Source organism: Vibrio sp. SCSIO 43086, from assembly GCF_051132235.1.
Classification (GTDB): Bacteria; Pseudomonadota; Gammaproteobacteria; order Enterobacterales; family Vibrionaceae; genus Vibrio; species Vibrio diabolicus.
Window position 1 is genome coordinate 2,661,544 of sequence record NZ_CP072677.1, and the last position, 16,642, is coordinate 2,678,185.

General features: G+C 45.0%; 14 protein-coding genes. 5 read left to right on the top strand and 9 right to left on the bottom strand.

Going from position 1 to position 16,642, the window contains the following annotated elements; translation table 11 throughout:
- Positions 1–34: 34 nt before the first annotated feature.
- Both J8Z23_RS12630 and J8Z23_RS12635 read right to left on the bottom strand, forming a co-directional pair.
- Positions 35–526, bottom strand: a complete 492-nt coding sequence (locus J8Z23_RS12630; RefSeq protein WP_085342680.1) for an A24 family peptidase — start codon at positions 524–526, stop codon at positions 35–37.
- A gap of 5 nt (positions 527–531) precedes the next feature.
- Entirely contained in the window at positions 532–711 is a 180-nt protein-coding gene (locus J8Z23_RS12635; protein ID WP_085342679.1) for a Flp family type IVb pilin, read from the bottom strand.
- A gap of 336 nt (positions 712–1,047) precedes the next feature.
- Between J8Z23_RS12635 and J8Z23_RS12640 the strand changes: the two genes are divergently transcribed.
- Positions 1,048–1,773, top strand: a complete 726-nt coding sequence (locus J8Z23_RS12640) for a helix-turn-helix domain-containing protein (protein WP_256935715.1) — start codon at positions 1,048–1,050, stop codon at positions 1,771–1,773.
- 148 nt (positions 1,774–1,921) lie between these two features.
- Positions 1,922–3,613: an AMP-binding protein gene (locus J8Z23_RS12645; RefSeq protein WP_176320149.1), complete on the top strand. Its 1,692-nt coding sequence runs from the start codon at positions 1,922–1,924 to the stop codon at positions 3,611–3,613.
- A gap of 68 nt (positions 3,614–3,681) precedes the next feature.
- Here the strand turns inward: J8Z23_RS12645 and J8Z23_RS12650 are convergent, their stop codons facing one another.
- Positions 3,682–3,891, bottom strand: coding sequence for a DUF1127 domain-containing protein (locus J8Z23_RS12650; RefSeq protein ID WP_047008935.1), 210 nt, complete (start codon positions 3,889–3,891; stop codon positions 3,682–3,684).
- 98 nt (positions 3,892–3,989) lie between these two features.
- Between J8Z23_RS12650 and J8Z23_RS12655 the strand changes: the two genes are divergently transcribed.
- Positions 3,990–4,940 carry a LysR substrate-binding domain-containing protein gene (locus J8Z23_RS12655; RefSeq protein WP_145532603.1) on the top strand — a complete coding sequence of 317 codons (951 nt, stop codon included), beginning with the start codon at positions 3,990–3,992 and terminating at the stop codon, positions 4,938–4,940.
- 118 nt (positions 4,941–5,058) lie between these two features.
- On the opposite strand, the gene fusA is transcribed toward J8Z23_RS12655, so the two are convergent.
- On the bottom strand, positions 5,059–7,149 hold the full coding sequence (gene fusA / locus J8Z23_RS12660; RefSeq protein WP_301660468.1) for an elongation factor G: 2,091 nt from the start codon (positions 7,147–7,149) through the stop codon (positions 5,059–5,061).
- Between the two features lie 215 nt (positions 7,150–7,364).
- Positions 7,365–8,744 carry a DNA repair protein RadA gene (radA, locus tag J8Z23_RS12665; RefSeq protein WP_434633772.1) on the bottom strand — a complete coding sequence of 460 codons (1,380 nt, stop codon included), beginning with the start codon at positions 8,742–8,744 and terminating at the stop codon, positions 7,365–7,367.
- A gap of 136 nt (positions 8,745–8,880) precedes the next feature.
- Between radA and J8Z23_RS12670 the strand changes: the two genes are divergently transcribed.
- On the top strand, positions 8,881–11,229 hold the full coding sequence (locus tag J8Z23_RS12670; protein WP_237312462.1) for a PilZ domain-containing protein: 2,349 nt from the start codon (positions 8,881–8,883) through the stop codon (positions 11,227–11,229).
- A gap of 68 nt (positions 11,230–11,297) precedes the next feature.
- Here the strand turns inward: J8Z23_RS12670 and serB are convergent, their stop codons facing one another.
- On the bottom strand, positions 11,298–12,278 hold the full coding sequence (gene serB, locus J8Z23_RS12675; RefSeq protein ID WP_006742382.1) for a phosphoserine phosphatase: 981 nt from the start codon (positions 12,276–12,278) through the stop codon (positions 11,298–11,300).
- 91 nt (positions 12,279–12,369) lie between these two features.
- Here serB and J8Z23_RS12680 point away from each other — a divergent pair, with 91 nt between their 5' ends.
- Positions 12,370–12,975 (top strand): YtjB family periplasmic protein, encoded by a 606-nt coding sequence (locus J8Z23_RS12680; protein WP_041852892.1) that lies wholly within the window; start codon positions 12,370–12,372, stop codon positions 12,973–12,975.
- 97 nt (positions 12,976–13,072) lie between these two features.
- Here the strand turns inward: J8Z23_RS12680 and deoD are convergent, their stop codons facing one another.
- From deoD to deoA, 3 genes are all read right to left on the bottom strand, one after another.
- On the bottom strand, positions 13,073–13,792 hold the full coding sequence (deoD, locus tag J8Z23_RS12685) for a purine-nucleoside phosphorylase (RefSeq protein WP_006742381.1): 720 nt from the start codon (positions 13,790–13,792) through the stop codon (positions 13,073–13,075).
- Between the two features lie 138 nt (positions 13,793–13,930).
- Positions 13,931–15,151: a phosphopentomutase gene (locus J8Z23_RS12690; RefSeq protein ID WP_395196739.1), complete on the bottom strand. Its 1,221-nt coding sequence runs from the start codon at positions 15,149–15,151 to the stop codon at positions 13,931–13,933.
- 68 nt (positions 15,152–15,219) lie between these two features.
- Positions 15,220–16,548: a thymidine phosphorylase gene (deoA, locus tag J8Z23_RS12695; protein ID WP_048625940.1), complete on the bottom strand. Its 1,329-nt coding sequence runs from the start codon at positions 16,546–16,548 to the stop codon at positions 15,220–15,222.
- Positions 16,549–16,642 lie beyond the last annotated feature (94 nt).

Sequence of the window (16,642 nt, forward strand, 5' to 3'; positions counted from 1 at the left end):
GCTGCATGTACTGCATGCCATTTATTATTTTTATTTAGTGGGTGTAGGAGAAATAAGCTAATCCAATTACGATTATCGGCGCGAAAGGAATGACTAACGGCTTATTAGACCTAAAGCCTGGTGTTACTTTTTCTGAGCAATACCCTTTTATCTGGTGTGATAGAGCAACACTAGTCGATGACACGTGTAACATTAGATAAAAAATGCCCACGATGCCTCCAGCAAGTATTATTCCAGTAGACGCTTCCCCAAGATTACTCAGACCGAGCCATGTTCCTACGACGGCGAGTAACTTGACGTCTCCTCCAGCCATTGCTTTGAACAGATACAGCGCGAAACACACTGCAAACGCAACCAGCCCACCATATAAATGATCCAAACCACTTGTGGCTGGGTTGTAAATTACGTTTGCAGTAACAGCAACCAAAAGCATAAGCACCGCTTTATTTGGTATTTTGTGTTTCTGAGCGTCTGATACTCCAATCGCAATAAGCAATGACCAAATAATTAACTCAGTCTCAAGCATTAATCTTATTCACCAGCAGTATTAATATCGCTTGCGACTTCTACAAACTTGTCTGCGAGAGTTCCCCAAAAGTCTGTGGTCAACATCGCTGCTACAATTAGTGCCGCACCTAAGATGTACTCCAAAAGTGTTAGCCCCTCTTCATCTTCCATGAAGTCCTTGATTAGATTGCGAAAGTTATCCATAAGATAGTCCCCTTTATTTAACCATATCTCGCTTGTCCATGACGCAGGTATCATATACACCCGAATCATGCTTAAACATTAGTCACCGAGAATTAGGGGGGTTAGGACTTTTTTGCCAAAGGTTGGTACTTTCTTGCCCACCTGTGCTTCAGAGCCAAAATGTATCAATAGTGAGACACCTCACTAAGATCTATGTGACATATTTCACACTTGCAGTATGACTATATAAGCCTAAGCTTAATAAACGAAAGGGTGAGGTCTGAAGCTCAAGGAATGAGGCTCGACTGACCTCAATACATACTAACGTTGGTGTAGTACGTACTGAGCGGGATTCATATGGATAGACTGACCAAAGCTTATTGGATTGGAGAGACTCTTTGCTCGCTGCCGGAATCACTTCGCTGTGAGTTTGATAAGAGCTTTGAGATTATGGACTGTAGCAACGATATCTCTGTGCTTAGCGATAAAGAACACAGCTATTTCTTCTACTACATGACTTGCGATCATCGAGAGCACCTGAAAGGCGTCATCACGCTCTGTGAAAATCTCGACAAAAAACTGATCGTTATACATCCAACTGGTATCGAGCCTCACTTACTGCCAAAGCATATTTGTGCGGAATATTATACGTTGAATGAAATCACCCTCCCGATTTGGCTATCACAGATAAAATTGAAATACTTTTTGCACAGCAAGGTCGACGAAGAACAAATTTCGGTCGATAAACTCTTTTCTCGAAGCGGAAAGTCGAATTTTTCTGACGTGGTTCATTACATCGCCAATAACGTCCATAAAGACCTAAGGGAAGAGGAAGCAGCTGCGCTTTGTCACTACTCACCGAACTACTTTTCCAAAGTATTTCATCGCAAAGTTGGTATGTGCTTTCGTGATTATGTCACTGCGAAACGCATTTCATTAGCAAAGAAAATGCTCGTTGAAAATGAATCCATGAAAATTGCCTATATTGCTTATCAATGTGGATACCGAGATGTCTCTTACTTTTCTCGAATTTTTAAGAAAAAAACAGGCCTGTCCCCAGCGAATTATCGGCAACAGTTTTAGACGCTATTAGTACCGACTTTAGGGGTAACTAACGCTATCCTCCCCACATATTTCATCAAAATGCATTCCCGTGTCGTTATTTAACATGCTAAAGTTAACAATGCGTTAACAATTATAAATACAACGAGAAGACATGGAGTCACTAAAAATGAATCAGCCGAATCTAAACAGCGCTGCTGGTTGCGCTCTCCCACCACCAAATGAAATGATTCTCAAATGGGCTCAAGAGCGCCCAAATGAGGTCTACCTAAAGCAAATTATTAACCGACAATTTGTTGAATACACGTTCGCTGATGTTGCCGATCAAGCCTTAAAACTCGTCAGTGCACTACGCAACCTCGGAGTACAGCCTGGCGACAAAGTGGCGTTAGTGTCTAAAAACTGTGCAGAGTGGTTTATTTGCGATCTTGCGATGATGCTTGGCGATTATGTCAGTGTGCCAATCTTTCCTACCGCCGGCGCGGACACCATCGAATACTGTGTGACTCATAGTGAAAGTAAAGCGCTCATTGGCGGAAAACTCGATGATCCTAAAGCAACCCAACAAGTCATTGATGCAATGCCGGAGATCATTAGTATCGCGCTCCCCTACGATACTGCACCAAAATGTCAGTATGAATACCAAGCACTCATTGCCGATGCAATGCCAAGTGAAGAGCGTCCACAGCACTACGACGATAAGCTAATGTCTTTGGTGTATACCTCTGGTACGTCAGGATTACCGAAAGGTGCGATGCTGACCTACGGAGCGTTTAACTGGTCAGTACAACAACTGATAAACCATATCGGTATTCAAGAAAATGATCGTCTATTTTCTTACTTACCTTTGGCTCATATTACAGAGCGCGTCTACATTTTTGGTTCATCCATCATGGGTGGTGTACCAACAGCATTTCCAGAATCATTGGATACCTTTATCGAAGATGTAAAAATGCACCGCCCGACTCTGTTTATCTCAGTCCCGCGATTATGGACGCTATTCCAACAACGTATTCAAGACAAACTTCCACAGAAGAAGCTCAACATTCTATTGAAAATCCCATTCGTCAATTCTCTGATCAAGAAAAAGCTCGCAGAAGGATTGGGGTTGGATCAGGCTCGAGTATTAGGCTGTGGCTCTGCCCCGGTATCACCAGCACTGCTGGAATGGTACCACTCTGTAGGACTAAATATTACTGAAGCTTGGGGCATGACAGAATCATTTGCCTATAGCACGCTCAACTACCCATTTAGAGCTGACAAAATTGGTAGTGTCGGTAATGCTGGACCAGGTATTGAGTTAAAAATCGCTGACGATGATGAAATCATGGTGCGTGGCAAAGGGCTATTTTCTGGCTACTACAAAAATGACATTGCCACCCAAGAGTCTTTTGATTCAGAGGGCTGGCTACACACAGGCGATATCGGCTCTATCGACTCAGATGGTTACCTAACCATTCAAGGCCGTAAAAAAGATAACTTTAAAACCGCCAAAGGTAAGTTTGTCTCTCCAGTTCCTATCGAGAAAAAACTTTTCGAATACAGTCGCGTAGAGATGATGTGTCTAATCGGTTTAGGGCTACCAGCCCCGATTCTTTTGGTTGTGCCACATGATTTTCCTAACTTTGATCGGGAGCGGTACGCACGAACCACCCGCAAAGTCATTGCAAAAATGAATCAAGAACTCGCCTCTCATGAGCAAATCAAAGGCGTATTAATGATTAAAGAGCCTTGGAGCATTGAAAATGGCGTATTGACGCCAACACTCAAAATTAAACGTCATGTGCTTGAGCAAAAGTATCATGAAATTGGTCACAACTGGCCGAAAGGTGAATTGGTTGTGTGGGAAGAAGACTTATAGCCTTGTCTGCACTCCTCAATATCATTGGGGAGTGCAGTTTAATTCTGAGCTTGAATCAAACTCATAAACTACTCTCTCCAAAAAGGCTTCCTCACTTCACTATTAATCTCCTTTTCATCTAATCCTATATCGTCCCAAAGATGTTCTGGTAACTCTCTCAAGTGACGACGTGTCTTGTAGTTTCTTCTCCAACTAGCAAGTTTAGAATAAATTAACTGTAATCCGGTTTGATGGTCAGCTGATAAAGTGCGCTCACAAGTGTGTGTCATGTTTTCCATGTAACCAGCTCCTATAACAATGTTGACCACTTAATAATCAGCGACTAGGCTGATATCCTCAAACGATAGAATCTGCCATTGAGTTAAGGAAAACTAATGTGAAAGATCGAATGCCTCCCTTACAGGGCTTGTATTACTTCTTCATTGCAGCAAAGGAAGGAAGCTTTAAAACAGCGGCAAAAGAATTGTTTGTTACGCCAGCTGCCATTAGTCAGCAAATTCGTCATCTTGAAGAGTTTTTAGGAACGGACTTATTTGTTCGCCAGCACAGAAAAATCGTGCTCACACCTGAGGGAGAGCTGCTGTTTACTCAGGCTGAAAGAGGGTTTGCTCATTTGCAGCAAGGGGTGAGATCAGTTAATCAAGATCCTAATCCTAACCACCTTTCGATATCAACACTCCCCTCTTTCGCTCACCATTGGTTAGTCCCGAAAATTACGGCTTTTCGTCAGCGTCACCCTGATATCGCCTTACTATTAGAACCAACCAATGATTTGGTGTCTTTTCAAGATAGTCAGATCGATTTGTGTGTCCGTTACGGTTTAGGAAAATACCCTAATTTAGAATCACAATGGCTAATGGATGAAGCTTTTTATCCTGCCTGTCACCCGGTATATCAGAAAGAGCACGGCATCTATCGCATTGAAGATTTAAGCAAAGCAGAGCTCATCGAAGACGTTTGGCCAGATCTGGACTGGAACATGTGGTTAGCGAGACTTGGTCATTCAGCGGCAAAGCCTGCTTTAAAATACAGTGGCTCACACTTAGTGTTAGAAGCGGCGTTATCACTACAAGGCGTAGCGCTCGTCAAACACAGTTTAGCTCATCAATATTTCCGTTCAGGCAAACTGGTCCGAATTGGTGATATAGCCATTAAACCCAAATTTGCGTATTACCTGTGCGCTCCAAAAGGCTACTTAAAGCGACCTAAAGCCCAATTGTTTGCACAATGGTTGAGAGAAGAAATAGAAACATTTGAAAAGTCAGTGATACCAGATTTTAAAACCATCGACCTCAATGTTAGTAATACTGGCTCAGCTTCAGAATAGTCGGTAAACAACACCAAAGACGTATATCAGCGAAACCAAAACGCGCTGTGTATAAGCGGTTAGATACAAAAAGCCCCGCACTAGGCGGGGCTTTCAAGTTATAGAGTTAACTTAAGAATTACTTCTTAGCGTTACGCTCTTTAACGTCAGCAATTACTTGCTCAGCAACGTTTGCTGGACATGGTGCGTAGTGTGAGAACTCCATAGAGAACTGACCACGACCAGAAGTCATTGTACGTAGAGTACCGATGTAACCAAACATTTCTGATAGAGGTACATCACCCTTGATACGTACGCCAGTAGACGCAGCTTGTTGGTCTTTGATCATACCACGACGACGGTTAAGGTCACCGATTACGTCACCAACGTGATCTTCTGGAGTGAACACGTCAACTTTCATGATTGGTTCAAGAAGTTGCGCGCCAGCTTTAGGCATAGACTGACGGAATGCGCCTTTAGCAGCGATTTCGTAAGCGATTGCTGAAGAGTCAACTGCGTGGAAACCACCGTCGAATAGTTCAACTTCAACGTCTAGAGTTGGGAAGCCAGCTAGAACACCGTGCTCCATCATTGACGCAAAGCCTTTCTCAACTGCAGGCCAGAATTCTTTAGGTACGTTACCACCAACAACTGTTGACTTGAACGTGAAGCCAGAGTTTGGCTCACCTGGTTTGATGCGGTAATCGATCTTACCGAACTGACCAGAACCACCAGACTGTTTCTTGTGCGTGTAGCTATCTTCGATTGCTTGAGTGATAGTTTCACGGTAAGCAACCTGTGGAGCACCAACTTCTAGCTCAACGCCGTAAGTACGCTTAAGGATATCTACCTTGATGTCTAGGTGAAGTTCACCCATACCTTTCAGGATAGTTTCGCCTGAATCTTCATCAGTCTCAACTTGGAATGATGGATCTTCTGCAACCATTTTACCGATCGCGATACCCATCTTCTCAGAACCGCCTTTATCTTTAGGCTTAACTGCGATAGAGATTACTGGATCTGGGAAGATCATTGGCTCAAGAGTACATTCGTGCTTAGGATCACATAGAGTGTGACCAGTTTGAACGTTCTTCATACCAACTACAGCGATGATGTCACCAGCTTGTGCTGAATCGATCTCGTTACGCTCGTCTGCGTGCATCTCAACCATACGGCCGATACGCTCTGTTTTACCAGTTGCAGAGTTAAGTACTGTGTCACCTTTCTTCATCTTACCAGAGTAGATGCGGATAAAGGTTAGAGCACCAAAACGGTCGTCCATGATCTTAAATGCAAGCGCACGTAGTGGCTCGTCTGCAGATACAGTCGCAACTTCACCAGTTGGCTCACCAGTCTCTGAATCAGTTAGAGGCTGTGGATCAACTTCTGTTGGAGATGGTAGGTAATCAATTACCGCGTCAAGAATAAGTTGGATACCTTTGTTCTTGTACGCTGAACCACAGTAAGTTGGGAAGAATGCTAGGTCACGAGTACCTTTACGGATACAACGTTTGATGTCTTCTAGAGATGGCTCTGCGCCTTCTTCTAGGTAAGCCATCATTAGATCTTCGTCTTGCTCTAGAGCAGTTTCGATTAGCATTTCACGGTATTCAGCAGCTTTTTCTACCATGTCTGCTGGAATATCTTGAACTTCGTAGTTCTCTGGCTGGCCAGACTCATCCCATACGTAAGCTTGTTGGCTTAGTACGTCTACAACACCTACGAAATCTTCTTCGATACCGATAGGTAGAGTCATAACTAGAGGTGTAGCACCTAGTACGTTTTGTACTTGATCTACAACTTTGTAGAAATCTGCGCCCATACGGTCTAGTTTGTTAACGAAGATCAGACGTGATACGTGTGATTCGTCAGCGTAACGCCAGTTAGTTTCTGACTGAGGCTCAACACCACCAGAACCACAGAATACACCGATACCACCGTCAAGTACTTTTAGAGAACGGTAAACTTCGATAGTGAAGTCAACGTGTCCAGGAGTATCGATGATGTTTAGACGGTGATCGTTCCAGAAACAAGTTGTTGCTGCAGACTGGATTGTGATACCACGTTCAGCTTCCTGCTCCATGAAGTCAGTTGTAGTTGAACCGTCGTGTGTATCACCGATCTTATGGATCTTACCAGTTAGCTTTAGGATACGCTCTGTAGAGGTAGTTTTACCCGCGTCTACGTGAGCAAAAATACCAATGTTTCTGTATTTTGATAAATCAGTCATTGTCTTACTCTGTTAATAAGGTATAAAGTGCGCGCAGAGTATATCACATTCTGTCAATACTGATACCCTTGCGTGCGGATGGAAGAAAAAAAATTTTAACGTGAAATTTCCGTCCCCAAAGCATAGTCAAACACAGCAATTTATGTACTTTATTCGCATTTTATTGAGGACGGATAGAACAGTTTGTGATTACACAAATACCATTCTTATGAGCATTACAGCTCGTCAAAAGCCTCTATAGCTTCCGACAATTTCTTAACGCCGTGAATTTGCATGCCAGGAATGCCGCCTTTCGGCATGTTGGCTGCAGGCACAATGGCTTTCTTGAAACCATGTTTGAACGCTTCATTCAAACGTTCTTGCCCACTTGGCACAGGACGGATTTCGCCTGCAAGCCCGACCTCCCCAAAAATAACCACATCTTTGGGTAGTGGACGGTCACGAAAACTCGATAAAAGCGCCATAACTAACGCAAGATCGGCACTCGTCTCCGTCACCTTAACACCGCCAACCACATTAACAAAGACATCTTGGTCTGCCATTTGTAAGCCACCATGCTTATGCAACACAGCGAGCAAAAGTGATAAACGGTTCTGCTCCAAACCGACCGCAACACGGCGAGGGTTTGCCAATTGGGAGTAATCCACCAACGCTTGAATCTCTACTAATAGAGGACGCGTACCTTCCCAAACCACCATAACAGAAGAACCTGATGTTTCTTCTTCACCACGAGAAAGGAAAATCGCGGATGGGTTACTCACTTCTTTCAACCCTTGGCCTGTCATTGCAAAAACACCGAGCTCATTCACAGCGCCAAAGCGGTTTTTATGACTACGCAATGTGCGAAAGCGGCTATCAGTACCACCATCAAGCAGCACTGAACTGTCTATAATGTGCTCAAGAACTTTAGGGCCCGCAAGGGTACCATCTTTTGTTACGTGACCAACAATAAATACCGCGACGTTATTCTGTTTTGCGTATCGTGTCAGAGCAGTCGCAGATTCACGTACTTGAGCAACACTGCCCGGTGACGATTGAACATCTGAAACGTGCATTACCTGAATCGAGTCAATCACCATAATGCGAGGTTGCTCTTTTTCGGCGATTTGGCAAATTTTGTCGACGTTCGTTTCCGATAGCATTTTTAAATGATCTTTCGGCAACCCTAGTCGAGAAGCACGCATCGCCACCTGCTGCAACGATTCTTCACCTGTTACATAGAGCGTTGGCATTTGCGCAGACAAACTACACATGGTTTGCAGCAGCAAGGTGGATTTACCAGCGCCAGGGTTACCACCAATCAAAATAGCGGCGCCGGGTACAACGCCCCCACCTAATACGCGGTCAAGTTCTTTAAACCCACTGGTGAAGCGTGGCACTTCCTGCAGATCAATTTCAGATAACGTTTGAACTGTAGCTTCTGTTGCGGAGCCCGCGTAGCCGGATAAACGTTCATTACGAGCAACCGTTGGCGATGCAGCGATACGGACTTCTGTTATCGTATTCCACGAACCACATGCGTTACACTGCCCCTGCCAACGGGGAAAATCCGCGCCACAATCATTACAAACATACGCTCGTTTTGCTTTCGCCATGATGCCTCGATTTTTTCTACAAATGTGACTAAGCACAGCCAAGTCAGACCTTAACTGAAATGAACTATTGATATACTTAAGTTTTACTTCGCTTAGCCGATACAATTTAAAGTAACGACATACTCTAACAGAAATAATGCAGCAATCTGAAATTCTCTCGATCGCAGAACGACTCATTCCCGTTTACGGTTCGGATGACTTTGACTTTGTCCTTGGCCAATTGACCGAGGAAGAGCCGCCTTCGGCCAAAATCTTAGTGAAAATGGAACTTAACCGCTTGATGGCTCCGTGCAAAAAAAGCATCGATCTGCGCGGTCGCGTCCAAGGTGAATGTCGCGAGTATATTTTGGATGGTATTCCACATTGGTTAGATGACGTTGCTTTCAACGCTTACCATAAAAACATCAAAAAGTTTGGCGGCTACACTGAGGGAATGTGGGAAGCTTTGGTCAACACACGGAATAACTTTCGCGTAATGAGCAAACGTCTTACTCAACAAAAAACGCAATCGTTAACGGATCCTAAAAGCCCTTTCTTAGCAGAGCCCGTTCACCTCGGCTATGACTTAAAGCGCCAAGAAAAGCGCTTGAAAGTCCAATCTCAAGTCGAGATTTGCCGATCTAAAGGGCAACTTCTGCATGGGTTAAGCATTGACTTATCCTGCTCTGGCGCAAAGTTCAAAGTCCCAAGTGCGTTTAAATATAACCTTGGGGAGATTATTCAGGTCACGTTTACTGAGTTTGCCAGCAAATCTCAGGTTGCCGGTATCGAGAAACCGCTGGCGTACCGCATACTTGCGGTCGATGACTGTTACGAGAATGACTCAGTTCGATACCTCAGAACCATACGTTTAACTGAAACCAATGTCGTTACTCGAGTGATCGATGAAGCGCTCAACAGCGCAGCTAAAAGAGCTCGTCACGATAATCAAGATAAGATCATTCGAGCTCGAACTCGTGGTTATGAGCACATCGCGCTCAAGCACACCAGCAGCTTACCCCTATTCTTTGATGGCAGTGAGCTGAAACTCGCTATGTTGACGCCAAACAATCAAAAGCTTTGGCAGTACTGGCATGATGAAAGGAACCAGCAAATGTTTGGGTCCTTATTTAATGAGAAGCGAGTCGCGTCACTCATTAAACCTGGCGTAAAAGGCACCACCAATGTCCTTTATTCATTTACTCACGAGCACGAAAACCGAACCTATTTCTATTCGATGCTTCGTCCTGAGGCCACTCGTGAACAACGCCAGCTATTTTGGCATTTAGGTGCTAAACGTGAAAGTTGGCGCGCGTTTAGAATTTCGATATTTGAACTGTCAGAGCAAGAACAGGAAGACTTAGCCGCTTTCTCTCCGGAGTTGGCTGAAACGTCCCAATCATTGACTCATATTGGCATCTTGCAAGAAATTGCTGACGAAAAATCAGGGCAGGATTATCTGCTCACTGAAAAGCCGCGCTTACCCGCGAATACGTTAAATGCATTTCGCCATCCGAGAAGAATTATAGGCAACCCGAAAGGCATTTATTTTGATGCCAAGTCTCGTCGTAAAGAGCCACGTTACCGATTTAAGACCCCAATAGAACTATGTTCTGGGCCCGTCACAGCGAGCGGCAGCACCGTCGATATTTCAAAGCGAGGGCTCGGCATTAAACTGGACGAACCTACTATGTTGCGCTCTGGGCAAGAGGTTCAGATCAACTTCCGAGAGTTACAACTCTACGACAAAAAGCTGCCTTTAACGTCGGTGCCATACCGGGTAATTCGTGTTAGCCCAGATGGCTGTAGCGTACAGTTAGTTATTGATGAAAGCAGCCACACCATTAAAGTGATCGCCTTTTTCAACAGCATTATCGAGCACAATCAAGATAAGTTGATCCCGCAGAAAGAGATGCTACCGAGTAATGCGTTACTTGAAAGACTGCACAGCATGTTGCTCTCTCGAACTCTGAGCACACCCATTTTTATCAGTAAAACAGCGTCGTCTTCAATCAAAACCCCCGTTATTGGGGTGAATTTGCCGCTACCTAAGCACATTGAGCTTTTTGCCCGCCTTGGGCACGATCAATTGTTGTCACTTGAACCTATCTTTAAAGGTCGAACAAGCACATTAATCGCAGAGCCGATAAAGCGTGTAGAGGGAGCTCAAGCAAGGCATCAGGATATCTACATTAGCGCAGCCAAAGTCGGCAATAAAATTACAGGCATTGAGTCTAAGCTTCATCAAGAGTTCAACAGCGTAAAAGAACGGATTCAATTTATAAAGAAAGCGCGAATGATGGGGGACTTCTACGTGATTCGCTTATCTACAGCCCCAATTTTCGATCCGATGACATCGTTGCTGCAACAAGATTTAAGTGACTTAACCCAATTTGGTGTACATCAAGCGAGCAAATTAGAAAAGGAGCTGACCGCTCTGGTCGGTTACAGTGAGTTTGAAGACATTACGGAAGAAGTTGTAATTAGATTGGAGTTAACCGAGTAAATTTAGAGCCATACCAAGTCAACGAAAAAACACCGCCAGAAAGGCGGTGTTTTTTTTGAATGGATAAATTAAGGTTTTGCTTTCCAGCTGACCTTTTGCTGCTTCACCAGTGCACCAGATAAAATACAGAGCACACCGCCTAAGCCTGCAAAGCGAATCGCAGATTGCGCTTGAGCTTCCACTTTAGGTTTTGCGTGGTACGCGATACCTAAGCCCGCCACCGACATCATCACAAGATCGTTAGCGCCATCACCGACAGCAACCGTGTTGTGCTGCTCAATTTCGTATTCATCCGCCAACTCCACCAGGATATCTGACTTCATCTGCGCGGTAACCACATCGCCAAGTACGTTCCCCGTGAGCTTACCATTAATGATTTCCAACTGATTAGAGCGAGCAAAATCTAAATCGACTTTATCTTTGATGTAGTCCGAGAAGTAAGTAAAACCACCGGAAGCAATCGCTGTTTTCCAGCCTAGTGCTTTTAACGTTGCGATTAACGCTTCAAAGTCCGGCATAAATGGCAATTGGGAACGAACTTGTTCAAGAATTGATTCATCAGCACCTTTGAGCTTGCCTACGCGTTGACGCAAACTTTGCTCAAAATCCAGTTCTCCTTGCATCGCACGTTCAGTAACTTCTGCCACCTCATCCCCGACTCCGGCCAATTTTGCGATTTCATCAATACACTCTATCTGGATTGCCGTTGAGTCCATGTCAAATACAATCAAACCTTGGGTTGAGAGATCTGGAACTTCATTAAGCGAGGCGTAATCCAAGTTGAGGCTTTGTAAGATCGTTTCGTGTTGAGGGGTCAACTCTCCTGCCATCAAGGCGACTTCATATTGGCCAACTTTCCACGTTTCTAACACGGGGTTGTAGACCCCTGTGAAGAAATCAATGTCTTCAAAATGACGTGGCGAAAGGTATTCTGCAAACACTATCCAGTTTGCTTTTGCTTTATCTAGTTGGGAGGCAAATCGAGTCTCGGGTAATCGTTTTAAAAGTGTCGTATGTTTTCTGATAGGCAAGCTTTTTGACGCGTCCATGTATATAATCCCTTATGACTTTGCTAAAACGTTACCTCAACAAACTAAAAAGGCAAGTCTTTGTTTTATTTTAAATGGATGAGTAAAGAGCATGAGTGAATCCTTGTTCTCAGTAAGGAATGCCCTAAGAATTCTGGCACTAATCCTACTGTGTGTGATGTTGTTTATCACGATCAAAAACAGTGTTGTGATCAGTAAGGGCAACGAGAAAATTCAAGCACAGCAGCTTGAGACACTCACCAAAGTTTTGATTTCACAGGCGTCTCTTTCTGCCAGTGAAATGATTTTGACCAAAGATCAAGAACGCTTACTTAAGCTGACAAACCAGCTAGCACAAGACCGTTTGGTGTTTGATGCGACAATATATGATGCACAAGGCGTACGTTTAGCGTCTAGTGAAGATGCGCTATCGGTACGCGAAGTTTTAGGCTTAGACACGCCCTTGGCAACAGCTTCCATTGGCCGCCAGCAGTTGGTTGAGCCAGTATTTGCCGATGAAGCTCTCATCGGTTTTGTTCGCGTTACCTTTGAGACAGGTCGTGTAACCGCGATTTCTGACCACCACTATCGTAAGAGTGATCGCTACATGTACATGATGGTGCTAATGAGTTTTGTGTGCGGCATGTTATTCATTATGATTTTACGTAGACAGCCTATCCGCCGTAAAAAAGCGCAAAACCTACTGCTAACCAAATAGTCAGTCGGTAATCAACATCTAATACAAAAACAGCCCGCATTGTGCGGGCTGTTCTTTTAGTTCTTAATGTCAAGAAACTAAGATGACTCTTTGTCGCTTATTCTTCGTCGCCTAGCAATACTGAATCTAGTGCGATTAGCATCATGTCGTTGAATGTTGTTTGACGCTCATCAGAAGTTGTTTGCTCACCCGTTTTGATGTGATCTGAAACCGTACAGATTGTCAGAGCTTTTGCACCGTATTCTGCCGCTACGCCGTAAATACCCGCCGCTTCCATTTCAACACCAACAATGCCGTACTTGTCCATTACGTCGAACATTTCTGGATCAGGCGTGTAGAAAAGCTCCGCTGAAAATAGGTTACCGACTTTCACATCAATGCCACGTGCTTTTGCTGCGTCTTCTGCCGCGCGAACCATTTTGTAGTCTGCGATTGCTGCAAAGTCATGACCTTTAAAACGGATACGGTTCACTTTAGAATCCGTACACGCGCCCATGCCGATCACAACATCACGCACTTTGATGTCTTCGTTTACTGCGCCACAGCTACCAACACGGATAATTTTCTTCACGCCGAAGTCTTTAATTAGCTCCGTTGCGTAAATCGAGCATGATGGGATACCCATACCGTGGCCCATTACCGAGATCTTACGGCCTTTGTATGTGCCTGTGTAACCGAACATATTACGCACATCACACACTTGCACAACGTCTTCAAGGAAGGTTTCTGCGATGTATTTTGCACGTAGCGGGTCACCCGGCATCAGTACGACGTCTGCGAATGCACCCATTTCAGCATTGATATGTGGAGTTGCCATTTTCTTTTCCTTAACCTTTCTCTAGCGCTCCGCGCTTAAGGCGATATAAGCCAGAGTATTCTCATTTCCGACAAGCAGTACTTGCATACTGCAAACATAAAACTAGGAGCATTCAGCTCCTAGTTTTCAATATCCTAATTATAGGAAATTCTTACCGTAATCCATTGGAGAAGTACCGAAGTAGCTCGCCAATGTTTGGCCGATGTCTGCGAATGTTTCGCGGCGGCCAAGAGAGCCTGCTGGCACTTTTTGACCGTAAACCAATACTGGGATGTGCTCACGAGTATGGTCAGTACCTGGCCATGTTGGATCACAGCCGTGGTCTGCTGTTAGGATAAGCACGTCATCTTCACCCATCAGTTCTAGCACTTCATTGATGCGACCATCAAAGTACTCAAGCGCTGCAGCGTAACCCGCCACATCACGACGGTGACCGTAAGCTGAATCGAAGTCGACGAAGTTAGTGAATACGATGGTGTTATCACCCGCTTCTTTGATCGCTTCTTTCGTTGCTTCAAATAGTGCTGGAATGCCTGTTGCTTTGGTTTTCTTAGTGATCCCACAACCAGCATAAATATCTGAAATCTTACCGATGGAATGAACCTGACCGCCCTTCTCATCAACTAACTTTTGTAAGATAGTCGCTGATGGTGGCTCTACAGATAGGTCACGACGATTACCCGTACGCTCAAATTGACCTTTACCCGGGCCAATGAATGGGCGCGCGATTACACGGCCGATGTTGTAATCTTCTAGTTCTTCACGCGCAATTTGGCAAAGCTCTAGTAAACGGTCTAGACCGAATGTCTCTTCGTGACAGGCGATTTGGAATACAGAGTCCGCAGAGGTGTAGAAGATTGGCTGCCCAGTCTTCATATGCTCTTCACCCAAGTCATCAAGAACTTGAGTACCAGATGCGTGGCAGTTACCTAGGAAACCGTCAATACCCGCGCGCTCAAGGATGCGATCCGTCAGCTCTTTAGGGAAGCTGTTTGATTTGTCTGTGAAGTAACCCCAGTCAAACAGAACAGGAACACCTGCGATTTCCCAGTGACCAGACGGCGTATCTTTACCAGAAGAAAGCTCTGCTGCGTGACCGTACGCACCAATGATTTCGGCATCTGCGTCTAGGCCAGGTGCGAAGCGACCTGTTGACTCTTTATGTGCCATTGCCAAACCTAACTTAGATAGGTTTGGAAGGCGAAGTGCGCCTTGACGTTGGTCGTTATCTGCTAAGCCTTTTTCGCATTGTTCTGCGATGTGGCCTAGTGTGTCTGAACCTACATCACCAAATTTCTCAGCGTCAGCGGTTGCACCAATACCGAATGAGTCTAGTACTAAAATAAATGCTCTTTTCATTGCTCGTTCCTTAGGCCCACTCGGCTTTTTATTATGGTTGAGTAGGCCTTGTGTAATTACTTGTTCTATTAAATATCTTCTGCACGAATTTGGCGGTAAACCTCTGGAGTTGGTGTGTACTCACCACCTACTTTGATTGCACTGCGCAGTGCTTTTGCCGCTTCTTCCCACTGCTCTTCACTGCGAGCATGGATAACGGCAAGAGGTTTATCGCTATCTGCAACTTCACCCAAGCGGATGAACTCGTCGAAACCTACGGCATAGTCGATTTCATCAGTAGCAACACGGCGACCGCCACCCATAGCAACGACAGCCATGCCAATCGCACGCGTGTCCATCGCTGAAACAATGCCCGTTTCCGTTGCGTAAACTGGCTTGATGATTTCCGCTTTTTCTAGGTAGTTATCGTAGTTTTCTACGAAGTCTGCTGGACCGCCAAGACCAGCAACCATCTTGCCGAAGCATGCTGCTGCTTTGCCGTTGTCTAGTGCTTCCATCAATTTCGCACGTGCGTCTTCTGTGTTCTCAGCCAGTTTGCCAAGTACCAGCATTTCTGCACAAGAAGCCATGGTAACTTCAAGTAGGCGTGGGTTACGGTATTCACCAGTTAGGAAACGAACCGCTTCACGAACTTCCACCGCATTACCTGCCGAAGAGGCCAATACTTGGTTCATGTCTGTCAGGATTGCAGTGGTCTTAGTACCCGCACCGTTTGCTACTGCAACGATTGATTTCGCTAGCTCTTCAGACGCTTCGTAAGTTGGCATGAATGCACCAGAGCCGACTTTAACGTCCATCACTAGCGACTCCAGACCCGCCGCCAATTTCTTAGAAAGAATGGAAGCCGTGATCAGAGAAATGTTGTCTACGGTTGCGGTAATATCACGAGTCGCGTAAACACGCTTATCCGCTGGAGCAAGGTCACCTGTTTGACCGATGATCGCCACACCAGCGTCTTTAGTTACTTGCCCAAACACATCGTTGCTTGGTGTGATGTTGTAGCCTGGAATAGACTCAAGCTTATCTAGCGTACCGCCTGTGTGGCCAAGACCACGGCCAGAGATCATTGGTACGAAACCGCCACATGCTGCCACCATAGGGCCAAGCATCAAAGACGTTACGTCACCCACACCGCCAGTAGAGTGTTTGTCGACAATTGGGCCACCAAAGTTCATGTGGCTCCAGTCGATAACCATGCCCGAATCACGCATTGCACACGTTAGGGCGATGCGCTCATCCATGGTCATTTCATTGAAGAAAATCGTCATAGCAAACGCCGCGATCTGACCTTCAGATACGGTGTTATTTGCTACGCCTTGAATAAAGAAGTTGATTTCGTCTGCGGTAAGTACTTCACCGTCACGTTTTTTACGAATGATTTCTTGTGGTAAATACATTAGTGCCTCCCATGCTCTCAGTGAGCCATGGTTAAGTAGGATAGAAGAGGTTTGGTAGCACCCGTTTAGGTGCTACCGTTCAGACATATTATTG

Coding starts and splice junctions, on each gene's coding strand:
- J8Z23_RS12630 (WP_085342680.1), bottom strand. CDS start 526: ATGCTTGAGACTGAGTTAATTATTTGGTCATTGCTTATTGCGATTGGA.
- J8Z23_RS12635 (WP_085342679.1), bottom strand. CDS start 711: ATGGATAACTTTCGCAATCTAATCAAGGACTTCATGGAAGATGAAGAG.
- J8Z23_RS12640 (WP_256935715.1), top strand. CDS start 1,048: ATGGATAGACTGACCAAAGCTTATTGGATTGGAGAGACTCTTTGCTCG.
- J8Z23_RS12645 (WP_176320149.1), top strand. CDS start 1,922: ATGAATCAGCCGAATCTAAACAGCGCTGCTGGTTGCGCTCTCCCACCA.
- J8Z23_RS12650 (WP_047008935.1), bottom strand. CDS start 3,891: ATGGAAAACATGACACACACTTGTGAGCGCACTTTATCAGCTGACCAT.
- fusA (WP_301660468.1), bottom strand. CDS start 7,149: ATGACTGATTTATCAAAATACAGAAACATTGGTATTTTTGCTCACGTA.
- radA (WP_434633772.1), bottom strand. CDS start 8,744: ATGGCGAAAGCAAAACGAGCGTATGTTTGTAATGATTGTGGCGCGGAT.
- J8Z23_RS12670 (WP_237312462.1), top strand. CDS start 8,881: ATGCAGCAATCTGAAATTCTCTCGATCGCAGAACGACTCATTCCCGTT.
- serB (WP_006742382.1), bottom strand. CDS start 12,278: ATGGACGCGTCAAAAAGCTTGCCTATCAGAAAACATACGACACTTTTA.
- J8Z23_RS12680 (WP_041852892.1), top strand. CDS start 12,370: ATGAGTGAATCCTTGTTCTCAGTAAGGAATGCCCTAAGAATTCTGGCA.
- deoD (WP_006742381.1), bottom strand. CDS start 13,792: ATGGCAACTCCACATATCAATGCTGAAATGGGTGCATTCGCAGACGTC.
- J8Z23_RS12690 (WP_395196739.1), bottom strand. CDS start 15,151: ATGAAAAGAGCATTTATTTTAGTACTAGACTCATTCGGTATTGGTGCA.
- deoA (WP_048625940.1), bottom strand. CDS start 16,548: ATGTATTTACCACAAGAAATCATTCGTAAAAAACGTGACGGTGAAGTA.